The organism is Candidatus Marinimicrobia bacterium CG08_land_8_20_14_0_20_45_22 (genome assembly GCA_002774355.1).
Lineage (GTDB): Bacteria > Fidelibacterota > UBA2242 > UBA2242 > UBA2242 > 0-14-0-20-45-22.
Map to the genome: position 1 here is coordinate 24,688 of PEYN01000025.1, position 15,245 is coordinate 39,932.

Here is a 15,245-nt window from a genome sequence, read left to right on the forward strand (position 1 = left end):
GAGTTATATGAAAAAATATTTATTTACATCTGAATCCGTAACCGAAGGACATCCCGATAAAGTCTGCGATCAGGTTTCTGACGCAATTCTCGATGCTCTAATTGTAAAAGACCCAGAAAGCCGCGTCGCTTGTGAAACGCTCACGACGACAGGTTTGGTCATGGTTGCCGGCGAAATTTCCACGAAAATTTGGGTCGATATTCCCACCGTCGTCCGGCAAACGCTCGAAAAGATCGGCTACACCGATCCGCATTTCGGGCTCGATTGTCGGAGCTGCTCGGTCATCACCGCAATTCATGAACAAAGCGAGAATATCGCACTGGGCGTAAATGAAACAGAAAACCACGAGCAGGGCGCCGGAGATCAAGGCTTGATGTTTGGTTATGCGTGCGATGAAACACCGGAATTGATGCCATTGCCGATCAGCCTCGCCAATAAAATCACCATGCGTCTCGCGGAAGTTCGGAAAAAAGGCATCCTGAACTGGGTGCGCCCGGACGGAAAATCGCAAGTAACTGTAGAATATATCGACGGCGTACCTCAACGCGTTACCAGCGTCGTCGTTGCCGTTCATCACAATCCGGAAGTCTCGCACGAGAAGATCGTTGCCGACGTCCGTAAGTATGTCATCCAGCCGGTTTGTCAAGAATATTTGACTCCTGAAACGAAATATTACATCAACGCGACCGGTATTTTCACAGTCGGCGGACCGGAAGCGGATACCGGCGTAACCGGACGCAAGATTATCGTCGATACCTACGGCGGAATGGGTCGTCACGGCGGCGGTGCATTTTCCGGAAAAGATCCATCAAAAGTCGATCGATCCGCATCGTATATGGCGCGTTACGTCGCCAAGAATATCGTCGCTTCGGGGTTGGCTTCCCGCTGTGAAGTTCAATTGGCATATTCGATCGGCGTCGCCGATCCGGTTTCGGTTCGTGTCGATACGTTTGGAACCGGAAAAGTTGATGATGACGAAATCGCGACAGCGATTTGGAAAGTCTTTCCGCTCAAACCGGCGCAGATCATCAAACATTTGAATTTAAAACGCCCGATTTACATGAAAACAGCGGCTTATGGTCACTTCGGCCGCGAAGACGATGATTTTACATGGGAAAAGAAGGATAAAGCTGAAGAATTGAAAAATTATTTTGGAGATAAAAAATGATTGGAAAGATCAAAGACATTAAGCTCGCCGACGCTGGGCGGCTGAAAATTGAATGGGCAGAAGCGCACATGCCTGTTTTAATGGCGCTGAAAAAAAAATACATCGAAACGAAACCGCTCGCCGGGATGCGCATCAGCGGTTGTCTGCACGTCACCAAAGAAACGGCGGTCTTAATAAAAACACTCATCGCCGCAGGAGCGGAGGTAGCCTGGAGCGGTTGCAATCCATTAAGCACTCAGGACGATGTCGCCGCGGCTCTTTATGCCGATGGCGTTCCGATCTGGGCATGGCGCGGATTAAACACCGAAGAATTTTACTGGTGTATCGAGCAAACTCTTCAACAAAAACCAACGGCAACGCTTGATGACGGCGCCGACCTCGTTTTTACGATCCACAACAAACACCCTGAATTAGCCAAACAGGTGCTGGGCGGCTCGGAAGAAACGACCACCGGCGTGCATCGTCTCAGAGCAATGGGTAACGCCGGGAAACTTCTCTATCCGATCGTCGCTGTCAACGATGCCGAAACGAAGTGGGATTTCGATAACGTGTATGGAACCGGTCAATCGTCTATCGATGGAATTCTTCGGGCAACTTCCATTTTACTCGCCGGAAAGACATTCGTAGTCGCCGGCTACGGACATTGCGGCAAGGGCGTCGCTATGCGCGCTAAAGGGATGGGCGCAGATGTAATCGCAACCGAAGTCAAACCGACCGCCGCCTTGAAGTCAATTCTCGATGGTGTTCGCGTAATGAAGATGGACGAAGCCGCCAAGATCGGAGACATTTTCATCACCGCCACCGGTATGAAAGAAGTAATCGTCAAACGGCATTTCGAGGCAATGAAAGACGGCGCAATCGTTTGCAATACCGGGCATTACGACTGTGAACTTGATTTGAAAGAACTCGAAACGATAACGGTTTCCAAGAACGAAGTTCGTCCGAATTGCGTTCAATATACTCTGAAAAACGGAAAACGTATTTTCGTTCTTGCCGAAGGGCGTTTAGTCAACCTCGCCGCCGCCGAAGGGCATCCGTCCGAAGTCATGGATATGTCGTTCGCCAACCAGTTTATGGCGGTGTTATTTATCGCCCAAAAGGGCGCCCATCTGGAAAAGAAAGTGTACGACATTACCGAGGAGCAGGATCAGGAAATCGCCCAACTGAAATTGGAAACAATGAGTGTTTCCATCGACAAACTGACCGAATCACAGATTCGTTATCAGACCGCGTACAACGAAGGAACCTGAGTATTCCGGCTTCTCAGAAGGGAATTTCCCATAGGAATTGAGAAGTGAAAAAAGTCTTACTCTATCTGAATATCCTCGCTCTCTGCGGGATATGGAGTTGTGAGTTTGACTTTCCTACTCTGCCAAAACTTCCCGGAAAATGGGACTCCAAGGTCATTATTCCCGCGTTAAATCAGTCTTATAGCGTTTCAGATCTGATTTACAATTCCTCGAAGAATTTTGGGAATCCAATTTTCGCTGACACCTCCGGAAATCTGTTTCACTTTGCAGTCGATTCGTTTCCAAACGCTATCTCCATGGCGGACAGTTTTTGGACATTGCCTTCATCCGAAGACTCCTCGGCAATCGAGATGTCCAAACACGTCCGGATCAATCCGAATCAAAGCATCAAGACGTTTCAGTTCTCGATTCGCCATAAAACCGACGACTCAAAAGCCCTGATTAAAACCGGTTTAATCGACAATCAAAGCGGCGCGGATGTCAATCGTTTGTTTCTATCTGTTTCGCTCAGCGATACATTTCCAAACGACGTTCGCGTAATTGTTGCTTGCAGAAATTTTGAAAATGCCGCAGACGGAACAATGCTTCGAGATACTTTAACGCTGGCGGTCGATTCCCTTTTCCAAGAAACCGAGATCGATGTTTCAAGCGATTCGCTTGTCAGAATAAGCAATCATTCAACCATCGATTCTCTTCAATTCGACGTCACGGTCGAAGTTCAGGGAACGCTCATAGTACCCGTTTCTTCGCTGAGTCAACATCTTTCGGTGAAAATTGGAATCTCGCCGATCCATTTGGATAATTTCTACGGAACTGTTTTTGCCACCGGACAACACGCCACGCAACTTTTCTATAACAGTCCTGCAGGCGCTGAAGATATCATATTCGATTCGACGAGCGTTCGACTCATTATCGATGATCCGAGAAACGATTTCACTCAAATCCAAACAACGATTACGGGCGAAAAATTCGGAGAACCCGACTCTTCGCTGGACTCGGTTTTCACGTTGAGTGCCGATACATTTTACGTACAAATTTCAGACGTGATTTCTAATCTACCCGATAGCGTTCGATTCCGCGTTAAAGCTTCCCTGCCAAACGGCTGGTTCAACGCCGGACAGGTTCTGAACCAGAACATCCTAGTCAAATATGAAATTTCGGCGCCGCTGATTTTTACATTACCGCCGGTTGTTTTCCTCGCCGCCGCCGATCCGACGACGTTTTTCATCACCGACAGTTCGACTCGCTCAAATATCACTAAAGCGCAAAACGGCGCGGAAATGGACATTTTCATCGAAAACCGATCACCATTTCATGGGAACTTATTCATTCTGATTGGAAACTTTCCGTTCTTCCCGACAGACTCTACGCAAACCAAGGCAGGTTTTAGTTGGGAAAACAACTCGTGGTTTCACTTCGGAACCGACACGCAGATCGTCATGGTTGATACGTTGGCAGCTATGGGATTTACGGAAGCGACTTATAAGGACGGCGAATTGGTTCGAGCCGGCAAATCTTCGCAGGTTTATTTATCAAGCCCGACCGCCATTGCATTGATGGAAGATTCCTGTTACATCGAGCCTATTTTTCAGTTCATCAATTCAGAATCTGTTAAAACCGGATTGAAAAATAATCAGTCGATTCACCTAAAGACCTATTTGAATTTGCTTTTCGACCCTGTCGCAATTTCGCGGTCATGGAAGGACACGGCAAACACGGAATGAAATCTATCGATAAAATATCAAAACCAATGCGCAGATCGTTGATGACAGCCGTATTGGTTTTTATCATTGCAGGCGAGGCATCGGCTCAATCATACGACAACGCAAGATCCAATTCGCTCGGCGGTTCTTTTACGGCAATTTCGCGAGGCGTGTTCAGCGTCGGATTCAACCCAGCAAATCTGGCTCTGCCGTCCCAGTATAAATCTTATTTCACGTTGTTTGGGATCAACAGCTACGCTACCAACAATTTCTACTCGCTGACGACGAGCGCGAAATATGGCGGAAAAGATCTGACAGCCGACAATCAAAAACTTCAGAAGGAATTTTTATCTGAATTGCCTACAGACGGTTGGCGTTCTTCTATGGGTCTCAATATGCCCGCGCCGTTAGTTAGTTTTTCATCTGGAAACAAGGCGTTTACCGCAAATTTATTATACGTCACCGACTACTACGTTTCCAAACCGGCGCTGGATTTGATTTTCGGAAATTTGCAGAAAGGAATCGATTATCAGTTGGATTTAAGATGCGACGCGTTGACGGCTCTCGAATACGCTTACTCGATGGGAATTCCGTATGAAAAAATGGCGTTCGGTTTTTCTATCAAATATTATCAGGGCTTAGGTTATTACGGACTCGATCCCGATCATCGAACCGGTTCCGTCATGGTCGATACCGCCAATTTCATCTTAAAAGGCTCTGGCGATTACATTTTTAGGCAATCGACGCAGGGGCGCGGATTTGGTTTCGATTTCGGCATCGCTTTTCAAGATTTAAACGGTTGGCAATTAGGAATCAGCCTGATCAATGTCGGCTCGAGCATCTGCTGGAACTCCGAAACGCTGGTTTCCAAAACGCTGAAAGATTGGCCTCTGGGCTTGATGGGCTGGATGATCAAAGACGGCTATATGAAGAACAGCGACATCGATCTGGATTTTGACGGCGAATCGTATCAATATTCTTTTGAAATAAAAGACGTCAATCGGGACAATTTTCTCGAAGGCGACAGTTCATACGGCGACTATCTTGTCAGTCATCGAAAAATCACAACCGATACAACCGTTTTCATCACGCATCTGCCACTGGTTTTACGCATCGGATTGGCGAGACAGGTCAATCCGGACTTGCTGGTAGCGGCGGACTTTGCGGCATCCTTTCAGGAAAGTTTGAATTACTGGAAAGGCTGGCGAACTTCGGTCGGCGTCGAGTATTCTTACTTTAAAAAATTCCCGTTCCGCATGGGATTTGCGTTGGGCGGTTTGAGTGGATATGAAATTGATCTCGGAACAGGATTGAGTCTTGGTTTTGCACATCTCGATTGGTCGATCGGATTTCATCGCGGAATCTGGATTCATACGGCGCAGGGGCTGAATTTTTCACTCGGCGTTTATTTTACTGGCAAAACAAAGAAGTAAAATTTTTAACACTTTGACGGATAACCATTAGCCAATTGCTTAATCACAGACAAATTTCCCGAATTTTACCCATAATTATCGTCGTCGGCATTTCGGTTAGTTGTACCTACGATCCGTTTCCTTCGCCGGATATGCCAAAATTCTATCAAACTCTGAATATACCATTGGCAGAAATTTCATTGCCGATTTCCGGACTGGTGGATTCGACCAACTTTATTTTCGGCGATTCTTCCGCCGACATGATCTATTTTAAGTTCGGCGGGTTGCTCGACACTGTGACGCTGACCGAAAACATTTTCGTAATTCCGGCAGGCGATCCCGTCAATATGCGGCAAGATTTTTCACAGATTTCTTCGGCGAACAATCCGATCGACATTTCAATTTCCCGGCAAATCAAACTTTCCGAACAATTCGGACTGCCGCTCCCCCAAGCGCAAGATGTCATCCTGCCTTCTATCGAACGAACAACATTTCCCGAATCCGAAAGTTCTTATCAAATTTTTGACCGATACGGCGTTCCCTATTTCGAACGGGTAGATTATATCACGGTCGGTCGCGGCACATTTAGCACCGAAATCGAAAACCAATTGCTGGTTGATCTGGATTCCGTCAAACTACAACTGCTGAACCGGAACGATGAAGTGCTGGTCACTTCGTTCTATGAATCGATTCCGAGTGGACAGACGCGTTCTAACCGCGTTCCAGGAAATCTTGACGGAAAACGGCTTCAGGATTCTATTCGGGTCGTCTATACAGCCATCATCGCCGGAAGTAACGGTCAGCCTGTTATGATTCCCGCCGGCACCGATCCGTACATGCGCATTGGTGCGCGTTTCGAGGTCAATGAGATCGAAAGTTGCACCGGCATTCCTAAACCTATTGAGATTACCGAAAGCGAAGCGATTCCGCCGTCAAATAACACGATTATCCGAGGATTCATCGGACAAACGATAACCGGAACGCTCGACACGAACATCATCGCCTTATCGTTAAACAACCAAACGCCACTCAATGTTGGAATGCGGATCAACTTCAATAATTTTTTTGGCGAGACCGGCGTGCTTTCGGTCGATACCGTCATGAATGCCATGCAGTCGGGGACGACTTACGAACGATTCGATCTCGATACGCTTCGAAATCCGGATGGCGTTTCCATCGCCGATTCGTTCACGGTTTCGACGCAAATTCTCCTTCTGCCCGATCCCGGAGACACGGTCGTAACCATTCCGCTGAACATGACTGATGACGACTACCTGGACGTCTCGATCGGAATTTCCGCCATCAAATTCAACCAGATCGATGGTTTCTTCAACGAAACATTCCAGATTCCGCCGATGACGATTCGGAACGTTCCAAAAGGATTCGGCAATGTTGATTTCGATCAGGTCTTGCTGAACTTAACATTTTTTAACGAGATTCAAGCGCAAACAAACCTGAGTTTTTCCATTCAAGGGTTCCGTACTGGAATGAATCCCGAACTGGTCTCTGCCGATGGAGAAATTTCTAAAGCAACCGATCAAAAACCTGTGGCTAAATCCGAACTGGACATCGACATCGCGCCGGTTTTCAACATGGTTCCCGATTCGATTATCGTTTCCGGCGAAGCGGCGATTCCGGCGAGCGACACATCTAAACTTCAGGTCAATAAAAGTTTCTGGGGCGAATATGAGATCGTCGTTCCTTTCCGACTGAAAATGAATCCGATGACTTTCATTCCCGCGAACTCCAACAAAATCTCACCCATGGATAAAAAGACGCGCCACCAGATTCGATCGGGTCTCATTGAGGCATCTATTTTAACGGATGTGGAAAACGACTTTCCGATGACCGGAAGTCTGGAAATTCTCATCGCAAATTATGATTATTTTCCATTAAGCATCGATTCACTGGATTCGGGATATTTTCAAATTAACGATTCATTGTTCACCATGACCGACACCGGTTGGGTTCATATCGAATATGACACATTAATGCGAATCGATCTGCCAATGCCGTTAAAGATGGACGACGAAGGGCGCGTCGTCATTCCCGGATACCGGCGCCATACAGCCGAACTGGATTCATCGCGGCTGGAATTTCTCATGAGCGATCAGACGCATTACATCCGTCCGAGAATTCATTTAGATGGAACGGATGATTTTGTCACCATCGGATTTTTCGACAAAGTGAATGTCATGTCGCTGATGTCGCTGACGCTTGACGCAGGTGAATTTTTCTCGGAAGATGAGGAAGATTCTTTAACAAAACCAATTATTCAACCCAAACAACTACCTAAGAGAAAATGAGCCAGCGATGCATACGCGAGTGATCGTCTCGTATTTACTTTTTGGCTTGGCGTTGGTAACGACGATTGATGGGCAGACGCGCCGGGATCCGCGCGCGGTGGCAATGGGCGGAGCTTACGGCTCCGTTTCACGAGGCATTTTCTGCATCGATTACAATCCGGCGAATCTCGCCATCGAGCATCAATACAAATCCTACCGCATCTGGACGGGATTAAATATGAGCCTTTCGAGCAATTTTCTGTCGCTGAACGGATATAAAAAATACAACGGAAAAAATCTGGAAGCCAACGACGGCGCATTAAAACAGGAATTCCTCGATGAAATCCCGGCCGACGGATGGCGGTTCTTCACCGATACGCACATCGCTCTTCCATTCATCAATTATTCATATGATAATAAGGCAATTACTTCTGACTTGATCGCTATTGGCGATCTCGGTCTGCCGCGCGGACTTGTCCGTTTCATTTTCAACGGAAATCCGATCGGCGAGAATCTGGACATCAAATTTTCCGAAGAATTTCTGTTGATGTCTCAGTGGAGTTATTCCATGGCATTTCCCGTGAAGGATTTCTTGCTCGGTTTCACGTTCAAATACCTGCAAGGCATCGGCTATATCGGTCTGAATCCGGATTCTTCATACGGCTACATCAACACATATTTCGAGCAAGGAAAAGATTACATCGACGGCGAGGCGAAATATCTGTTCCAGCAATCGCTCGGCGGACGCGGTTTTGCCATGGATTTAGGTTTCTCGACAAAGGAAATAGACGGTTACCGGTTTGGCTTGTCGCTGACGAATCTTTTCGGAAGAATCTACTGGGGAAAACGAACGCTATTCTCGCGAATCGCCGACCCGGAAAAAATTCTTCCCTGGAATGGGAATTATTTTCAATACGAATTCCAGATCAACGAGGCGAGTTTCGACAAGTTCTTCGAAGAAGACGCCTATAAGAAAATCTTTCCGGGAAAGGGAAAACCCATCGAAGACTCAACCAAATTCTCGATCAGTTATCCGACATTGGCGCGTTTCAGCGTCTCGAAACAATTCGATGAAAAGACACTTGTCTCCAGCGATTTCGTGACCGGATTTGAGAACAGGCTCTTCTCGTTCGGCGCATGGAAATGGTGCCTCGGCGCCGAGATCACCCGATCTCCCAAATGGCCGGTGCGGGTTGGCGTCTCTCTCGGCGGAAGAGATCACAGGGAATTATCATTCGGTAGCGGTTATCACACGGGCTTTTTGCATCTCGATTGGGCAATCGGACTGAATCACGGTCTTTGGATAACATCCGCCAAAGGCTTGAATTTTAGTTTCTCCGCTTATACAACCGGCAAACGCAAATAATCAAAACAGTGAAAACTCATCGGGTTTCTGTTCAATAATTTGATTCTTTTTTAACTTTCAATCAGGAAAATAAATCATTCAACAGAATTTTTTATTTCCTAAATTCCGTTTTTATTATTATTGATTGTTTTAGATAGAATGAGGTTATTAAATGAGTATTGAGATACGTGAAGTTAAAACACGGCAGGAACTGAAGAAATTCATCCGGTTTCCGCATTCCATTTACAAGGGAAACGCCTATTGGGTGCCCGGATTGGACTTCGATGAAATGAACACCCTGAGCAGAAACAAGAATCCAGCATTCGAGGTCTGCGAGGCACGCTACTGGTTAGCCTACAAAGATGGCAAGATCGCCGGCCGCATCGCCGGCATTTTAAATCATGCCTACATCGAAAAATGGAAAAACCGTTATATTCGGTTTGGTTGGATCGATTTTATCGACGACGAAGAGGTTTCAAAGGCGCTTTTACAAGCCGTCGAAAACTGGGCAAAGGAAATCGGAATGACCGCCGTTCACGGTCCACTCGGTTTCACCGACCTGGATTATGAAGGGATGTTGGTCGAAGGATTTGACAAACTCGGAACGATGGCGACGATTTACAACCATCCGTACTATCCAGTTCATCTCGAAAAACTCGGCTATCGAAAGGACGTCGATTGGGTGGAGTATGAATCATCGGTTCCCACGGAAATCCCCGCAAGGATCGAAGAGATTGCCGCCAATGTTCGTGAAAAACTGAATCTTCGAACACTGAAAGTAAAAAAGGCGAAAGAATTATTGCCTTATGCGCCACGTATTTTTGAGGTTGTTGATGCATCTTATTCCGGACTTTACGGCACCGTTCCGCTAACTAAAAAACAAGTGGAAGCTTACACAAAACAATACTTCGGATTCATCCGCCCGGATTTCGTGTCCGTCGTGGTTGATGGAAATGACCGCGTGATTGGTTTCGGTATCACGATGCCATCGCTATCTAAAGCGCTCCAAAAATCGCGCGGCAAGCTTTTTCCGTTCGGCTTCATTCACCTGCTTCGCGCCCTGAAAAAGAACGACATGGCTGATATGTATCTGATCGGGATTCTACCCGAATATCAGGGTAAAGGCGTTAACGCGCTGATCCTGTGCGAAATCGGCAAGACGTTCATCCAAAACGGCATCGTCCACGTGGAAACCAATCCGGAACTCGAACAAAATCTGAAAGTTCAGGCGCAATGGAAATTCTTCGACACACGCCAGCATAAACGTCGTCGGGTTTTTATCAAACAGATTGCCTGATGCACTTCATCCCAAACCGATTCCGGTGGGAACTGGCAAAGCGCTCTCGTTTGAATGATTCGTTAACTCAGATACTCTATACAGCCGTCCCATTAATGTTACAAATAGCGAAACCATATAAATCCTGGTTTTATTCGAAAGCAGAAAAAGAAATTGAAAGAAAATAATCATATCTTAGCCGGCGACCGCATCGGAAAATTGTTGGTACAATTGTCTTTTCCGGCGATGATCGGAATGGTTGTCCAATCACTGTACAACGTCGTGGATTCGATTTTCGTCGGACGCGGTGTCGGCATGCTGGGAATTGCGGGAATCGCCATCGTTTTCCCGATCCAGATGGTTATGAGCGCGGTCGCGCAAATGCTGGGAATCGGCGGCGCATCGCTTATTTCGCGCAGTCTCGGCGAAGGAAACCTGCCGCGCGCCAACCGAACTTTCGGCAACGTTCTGACGGGAGTCATCGTGATCGGCGCGATTTTTGCGACGTTGGGCAACATCTTTATCGACGAACTGCTGAAACTGTTCGGCGCGACTGACTCGATCCTTCCGTACGCTAAAGATTACGCCAGCATCATCCTTTTCGGGTCAGTCCTTTTTTCTTTTGCTATGGCAACAAACGGAACCATTCGCGCCGAAGGCAAGGCGAAGGTCGCCATGACGACGATGCTGATTTCTGCCGGGCTGAATACGATCCTCGATCCGATTTTCATTTTCTGGTTCGGCTGGGGAATCAAAGGCGCCGCCTGGGCAACGGTTCTTTCTCAGGCCGTGACCGTCGTCTATCTCGTTTATTATTTTTGGGCGGGCAAAAGCATTCTGAAATTGTCCCGGCAGGATTTTATGATCGACCTGAAAATCATGCGCGAAATCGTCGCCGTCGGTTCCGCTTCATTTTTCAGGATGGTGTCATCGAGTTTCATCGCCGTCGTCGCGAATCACTCTTTGAAATTTTACGGCGGCGATGTGTATATCGCTATTTTTGGTATCATCAACCGGTTGGTGGCATTTGTGATGATGCCAATGTTGGGCATTTCCATGGGCGTCCAACCGATCGCCGGTTACAATTTCGGCGCGAAACGTTATGACAAAGCCCGACGAGCCGTTCATCTCGGAAACAAAGCCGCGACCGGTATTTCAATTCTCGGTTTTCTCGTGCTGTTTCTGTTTCCAAAAGCTCTCCTGAGTCTTTTTACAACCGACCAACAGTTGATCGAACACGGCGTTCCGGCAATGCGCATTTTCGTATCATCGCTTCCACTGCTTGGTTTTATCATCACCGGAGGCACACTTTTTCAGTCTATCGGAAAAGCCAAACAAGCGCTTTACCTTGCCGTATTCCGGCAGATTTGTCTCATCCCGTTACTGCTAATTCTTCCACCATTGTTCCGAACGACAGGAATCTGGCTTTCATTTCCGATCACAGACGTGATTTTCTTCTTTGTAACATGGGAAATGTATCAGCGGCAAATGAAGGACTTATCCCTCAAAACCTAACGTTGATATCATTCGTACTTCAATGCTTCAACCGGATTAGACGTCGCGGCGCGAATCGCCTGTTGACTGACAGTTCCAATGGCGATAATGAACGCCACGAATCCGGCTAGAAAGAACGAACCAAAATCGTACGGAATCCGATAAGCGAAGTTCAGAAAAATGCTTCTGACGGACGCGCCGAGCGCTTTCCGGATGCCGATCTCTTTCGTGCGCTGAACAATGGTAAACGACGCGAGTCCGAAAAGTCCCAGGCAGGCGATGAAAATCCCCAACCCGGAAAAGATCGTAACGATTTTCCGCGTGTCCTGTTCGGAGCGATAAAGTTGCGCGAAATCCTCATCGAAAAAGACATACTCGAACGCCTGATCGCTTGCAAATTCTTTCCAGGTTTTCTCCATATAAGCGATGGTTTCCCGGACATTTTCCGGCTTGACGCGCACGGAAACGCAACGCCTCAACTGCCCGCGCTGGAAGAGTTCGATTGCCAGCGGACAAATTTCATGATGAAGCGATTGATAATGAAAATCCTTGACGACACCGATGATTTCATGACGAATGTCGCCGCGCTCCGGCGGTCCGTATTCCATTATCCCTTTTCCGACAACCGGTTCTTCGATCCCAAAGGCTTTGACAGCCGATTCATTCATAACCACAGCGGGCGCGGCGTCGGAATGCTGGGAATTGCGGGAATTGCCGTTGTTTTTCCTAACGGTCTCGGGCTTTACGATGTGCGAAGCATTTAAGCGAACGGAGTGAGCCGCAAAACCCATGTTAGGTGCAGTATTGTGTCATTCAGGTTCTTTGTTTAATAATGTTCTCCAAACGGTCGCTCTGTAATTTTCCTTGCTAATTTGTTGACCGTAATGCATTACTTTCTCAATTTTGTATTTCTGTCCAAAATGCTTGTTAAGTATGTCGTATGTAATATTTCCAAAGGCAATTATTAATGGGTCTGAACATTTTAAGTCTATGATTTCCTGTTCAAATAATATTACGTTTTTTAATTCAAATTCTTTGTTGTTTTTAAGATACATTAGAACGTTTCCCGAAATTTTCTCTTCAAAGTCTTTAATTATATCAGTCATATAGGCACCATAAAATTCTGTGTCACGGAATGCATATCGTATTTTGTAATCTTGTCCTTGTGGTCTTTTGTCGTGAAAGTTTACAAATGCTTTCCTTTCAATTGTCCTTGAAAAATTCAACCCTACCATTACCACATCGGGCTTAAGCGTCTCAAGTAATTTTGAGTTTTTATCTAAATCAAATATGCTCATATCACCAATGTTCGATTTGGGTTTTACGTCTTCATTCTCCCAAACTGCCCAGCTTGCAAATTCTCCGTATTTGTCCGCAATCCCTATGAAATGTTCCTTTGTTATCATTGTCGTTTAATATTGCACCTAACTGTTGGCGGTATGAAAAGTTGCCGATTGCGGGCGATTTCCTGTCAAGTTACACGAAAAGTTGAAGCGGGCTGTGAACTTCGAAATCAGCACGGAAACGGCAATTGACATATAGTTTTTGTTATGCACCGTTTTCATTTCTGTTTATAGTTTGTTGGAAATTTTTCTTTTCCATAAATCCATAAAAACTTGTCAATTTGTTTCAAATCGTGGTCTGTCAGTTTGTAAAACTGTTTAAAATCCAGAACAATTTCCTTGAATTTTATAAAGTCCTTGAGATCCTTCTCCATAAAAGTAGAGAAATTGTCTTGACGCTTATAAGCAATCAAGACCTTATTTACAAAACTGTCATAAATGGCGTAATTATCTCGATTGTGCCAATTACAATACTTTGTCGCAAAAGAGTAAAAGTTTATTTCTTTGTTGTTCTTTTTTGAAATAATTCCGTGTCCTGATGAAATTTCATTTACTAAAAGTGGGGCACCTTGCTTTAGTCTGCCGTCGATGTCAAGCTGTTGAATATGTTTGGCCATTTTGAAAGTCCCAAGAATGTTTGTGCTATACAAATCATTTATAACACTAATTTTCAAAATAATATGTTCTAAACATTTGTTTTCCGGGAAAGCCTCAAATAGACTTATAATAGCTTTGTCCGCAAGATAATATCGTTCGTCATTGTTAAATTTGTCAATGTACTCGTCAAGTAACTTGTTTGTCGGAGTCTGAAGGTCAGTCATGTAAATGTATTTTAGTAGTCATTGTTGAGTACCGTTTAAATGGTGCCTAACGTTTGAGGCTATATGCAGTAAGGGATTGCGGGCTATTTTCATGTCCGCCTACACCGAAGTTTGAGCGAGGCAGAATGTTTGAATTACCATTGAAACCCTTATTGCATATACACTTTGTTAGCGTTTCGGGCTTTTTATCTTCGTTACGAATTAAATCAGTTGTCATTTAGTTTTTGTTGTATCCAAATTGTCCACGTGTTAATAATACTTCTTTCCAATAAGATTCACGGTTTCTTATCTCATTGTCGTCAATTCTCATTGAACGGTATTCTAATAAACTGAATCTAAAATTACGTCTTGCATAGTCAATTCCATTCTCTGATATCAATTTAGTCAGTTCGTCATTAAACCCATGTCCAGTCCCAACGTAAACAGCCCACCTTGACCAAATACCAAAATCTCCGTATGCAGAACCAACATATTTCTTTCCGTTTGATTTGTCAGCAATAACATAAACACCTTTTACATTTTCCAATGCACCTTTCCAGTCGTTCTTTTGATATTTAAAAACTGTCTCCAATTCAGGGAAGTCAACGTTTATGTTTTCGTAACCTGGAAAATTAATTCCGTCAAATGACTTTTTTAATATTTCTGAAACAACAAAGTCCTTATAGTAACCTTCAAGCAAAAATGATCGTCCTCGCATACCTTGATAGCGGGGAAAATCAATTACCAAACGCCCGATTAACTCTTTATGCAAGTCAACCAATTCAAGTTCATATCCGATTTCGGTGTCTGCCCAGTCATCAAGTCTTTTTACTACTCGGAAAATGCCTCCGAATAGCCATTTGTTGGATTCGTGGTAAAATTGAATTAAACAGAAAATGTATCCTCTATTAAAGTCATTTTTATTACCACGCCATTCATTCCAACCTACCCAATTGTCCCACCCTTGCAAATAAACATTCAATGGTTGTTCGTGTCCGTTCCAGCAAGCGAGATGCAACTTGTAATGTTCCAAGTCGTTCGCTGAAAGTTTTAATATGTTCTCTACTTTTATTGTCATTCTTTATTTATTGTCGGTAGTCTTGTCTTTTAGCCTGAACGCTAACTACTGTAATTGCGCCATTATGGCGGTTATCAACCCGATTTAGTAT

12 protein-coding genes are annotated in these 15,245 nt (G+C 45.3%); 8 read left to right on the forward strand and 4 right to left on the reverse strand.

Translation table 11 applies throughout. The annotated features are described in order from the left end of the window. The first annotated feature begins 7 nt into the window (after window positions 1-7). The 8 genes from COT43_01870 (at window position 8) to COT43_01905 (ending at window position 11,954) form a co-directional block, all read left to right on the forward strand. Window positions 8-1,168, forward strand: a complete 1,161-nt coding sequence (locus tag COT43_01870; GenBank protein PIS30381.1) for a methionine adenosyltransferase — start codon at window positions 8-10, stop codon at window positions 1,166-1,168. Continuing rightward, complete coding sequence (locus COT43_01875) at window positions 1,165-2,418, forward strand: adenosylhomocysteinase (GenBank protein PIS30382.1); 1,254 nt, start codon at window positions 1,165-1,167, stop codon at window positions 2,416-2,418. Before COT43_01870 ends, COT43_01875 begins: the two co-directional genes overlap by 4 nt. A 44-nt stretch (window positions 2,419-2,462) precedes the next feature. Further along, window positions 2,463-4,142: a hypothetical protein gene (locus tag COT43_01880; protein PIS30383.1), complete on the forward strand. Its 1,680-nt coding sequence runs from the start codon at window positions 2,463-2,465 to the stop codon at window positions 4,140-4,142. Beyond that, window positions 4,139-5,554, forward strand: coding sequence for a hypothetical protein (locus COT43_01885; protein ID PIS30384.1), 1,416 nt, complete (start codon window positions 4,139-4,141; stop codon window positions 5,552-5,554). The genes COT43_01880 and COT43_01885 overlap by 4 nt, the downstream gene beginning before the upstream one ends. Window positions 5,555-5,589: 35 nt before the next feature. Further along, entirely contained in the window at window positions 5,590-7,839 is a 2,250-nt protein-coding gene (locus COT43_01890) for a hypothetical protein (GenBank protein ID PIS30385.1), read from the forward strand. Between the two features lie 7 nt (window positions 7,840-7,846). After that, a complete protein-coding gene (locus COT43_01895; GenBank protein PIS30386.1) occupies window positions 7,847-9,184 on the forward strand; it encodes a hypothetical protein in 1,338 nt (445 codons plus the stop codon). Between the two features lie 151 nt (window positions 9,185-9,335). Next, window positions 9,336-10,460: a hypothetical protein gene (locus COT43_01900; GenBank protein PIS30387.1), complete on the forward strand. Its 1,125-nt coding sequence runs from the start codon at window positions 9,336-9,338 to the stop codon at window positions 10,458-10,460. A 225-nt stretch (window positions 10,461-10,685) separates the two neighbouring features. Next, the gene (locus COT43_01905) at window positions 10,686-11,954 is read left to right on the forward strand and encodes an MATE family efflux transporter (protein PIS30402.1); all 1,269 of its coding nucleotides are present in this window, start codon (window positions 10,686-10,688) and stop codon (window positions 11,952-11,954) included. An 8-nt stretch (window positions 11,955-11,962) separates the two neighbouring features. On the opposite strand, the gene COT43_01910 is transcribed toward COT43_01905, so the two are convergent. From COT43_01910 to COT43_01925, 4 genes are all read right to left on the reverse strand, one after another. Continuing rightward, the gene (locus tag COT43_01910; GenBank protein PIS30388.1) at window positions 11,963-12,724 is read right to left on the reverse strand and encodes a hypothetical protein; all 762 of its coding nucleotides are present in this window, start codon (window positions 12,722-12,724) and stop codon (window positions 11,963-11,965) included. 18 nt (window positions 12,725-12,742) lie between these two features. Beyond that, the gene (locus COT43_01915; GenBank protein PIS30389.1) at window positions 12,743-13,339 is read right to left on the reverse strand and encodes a hypothetical protein; all 597 of its coding nucleotides are present in this window, start codon (window positions 13,337-13,339) and stop codon (window positions 12,743-12,745) included. 155 nt (window positions 13,340-13,494) lie between these two features. Further along, window positions 13,495-14,097: a hypothetical protein gene (locus COT43_01920; GenBank protein ID PIS30390.1), complete on the reverse strand. Its 603-nt coding sequence runs from the start codon at window positions 14,095-14,097 to the stop codon at window positions 13,495-13,497. Window positions 14,098-14,314: 217 nt separating this feature from the next. Next, on the reverse strand, window positions 14,315-15,154 hold the full coding sequence (locus COT43_01925; GenBank protein PIS30391.1) for a hypothetical protein: 840 nt from the start codon (window positions 15,152-15,154) through the stop codon (window positions 14,315-14,317). Window positions 15,155-15,245: the final 91 nt, after the last annotated feature.